Annotated in this window: 2 protein-coding genes; one reads left to right on the forward strand and one right to left on the reverse strand. The window is 67.2% G+C overall.

The features are described 5' to 3' along the window. Nucleotides 1-373, forward strand: a 373-nt coding sequence (locus ENN83_RS00015) for a periplasmic heavy metal sensor (RefSeq protein ID WP_287182579.1), incomplete at its 5' end; no start/stop codon positions are given. Nucleotides 374-387: 14 nt separating this feature from the next. Here the strand turns inward: ENN83_RS00015 and ENN83_RS00020 are convergent. Beyond that, nucleotides 388-1,536: alpha-amylase family glycosyl hydrolase (locus ENN83_RS00020; protein ID WP_287182581.1), on the reverse strand; the 1,149-nt coding region annotated here is incomplete at its 5' end.

Here is a 1,536-nt window from a genome sequence, read left to right on the forward strand (position 1 = left end):
CTTGCCGGGCGATTACGGCCCCTACAGCCGCGCGATGAGCGAGTCCGACCGCGAGGCGCTGCGCGCCGCCTACCGCGCCGAGGCGCCGCGTCTGCGCGAGAACCGCGCGGCGGTGCGCCAGGGATTCCGCGAGTTGCAGGATGCGCTTCGGGCCGACCCCTATGACCATGCCCGGGTGGTCGCCGTGGTCGAGGCCCAGCAGACGCGGGTGCAGGATCATGCGGCGCTGATGCGCGGGCTGATGCTCGACCGCGTGGCGGCGATGAGCCCCGAGGAACGCGCCGCCTTCGCCGACCGACTGGAACGGGTGGTCCGGCGCGGCCCCCCGCGCGAGCGTGATCGCGACCGCGAGGGGCAGGGCGCTCGGCCCTGAACCCGATCCCTCTGTCAGCCCCGGTTCGAAATCCAGCGGCACTGATAGGGTGCAAAGGGAATGTCGGGGCCGGTGGACGAGATCGTCTCGCCCGACAGCAGGTCCACCCAGGTCTCGCCGCCGATCAGGTTGATCGCCACGGGCGAGACCGAGACCTCTTCGGCGCTGACATTGTGCAGCGCAAAGATCGACTGGTCGCGGTCGAGGCTCTGGCGCCACAGTCCGAACAGGCGGTGATCCAGATGCAGCGTGAACTGCGTCGCTTTGGGATGAAAGGCGGGCTGGGCGCGGCGGATCGCGATGCGCCGCCTCATCTGGCGCAGCACATTCGCCTGCGGGCTGTCCGCGTCCTCGAGCAGGGCCAGGAGCGTCGGATAATCCCAGCGATGGCGATTGATCGCGCGCTTGACGCCGGTCCGCTCGACGCCCGCGTGATCGTTCGGCGTGGCCAGCAGCGCATGGATGTAGAAGGCGGGCACCCCTTCCAGCGCCATCACGATGGACTGCGAACACAGGAACCGCTCGATCTGGTGGCTGTCCTCGCCCGCAAAGCTGCCCTTCATCGCGTCGAACCAGGTGATGTTCAACTCGTAGGGCGCCTCGCCGCCGCCATTCAGCGTGCGCATTGACACCTCGCCGCCAAAGGCACGGATCGCGCCCAGCACGGCGCCGATTTCCTCATCGGGCAACAGCCCCTCGACCGGGCGCATCCCGATCCCGTCATGGGAGGCGGTGAAGTTCAGATAGGTGCCGCCCAGTGGCGCAGGCGGCATCGTGGCCTGCCAGCGGTGCAGATGCCGGGCCGATCCCGACAGCATCGCGTGCAGGATCAGGGGCGGCAGCGAGAAATTGTAGATCGCATGCGCCTCGTTGCGATTGCCGAAATAGGACAGGTTCTCGACATTGGGCACGTTGGTCTCGGTCAGCAGCAGGACGGGCTCGACCGCGAAATCGCACAATACGCGCATCAATTGCACGATGGCATGGGTCTGCGGCATGTGGATCGAGGGCGTGCCCGGCTCTTTCCACAGGTAGGCCACCGCGTCCAGCCGCAGGATGCGGATGCCGTTATCCACATGCAGCCGCATGATCCGCAGGAATTCCAGCAGAACCTCGGGGTTGCGGAAGTCCAGGTCCACCTGGTCATGGCTGAAGGTGCACCA

Origin of the sequence: Rhodovulum sp. (genome assembly GCF_011048875.1) — a bacterium.
Taxonomy (GTDB): domain Bacteria; phylum Pseudomonadota; class Alphaproteobacteria; order Rhodobacterales; family Rhodobacteraceae; genus Rhodovulum; species Rhodovulum tesquicola.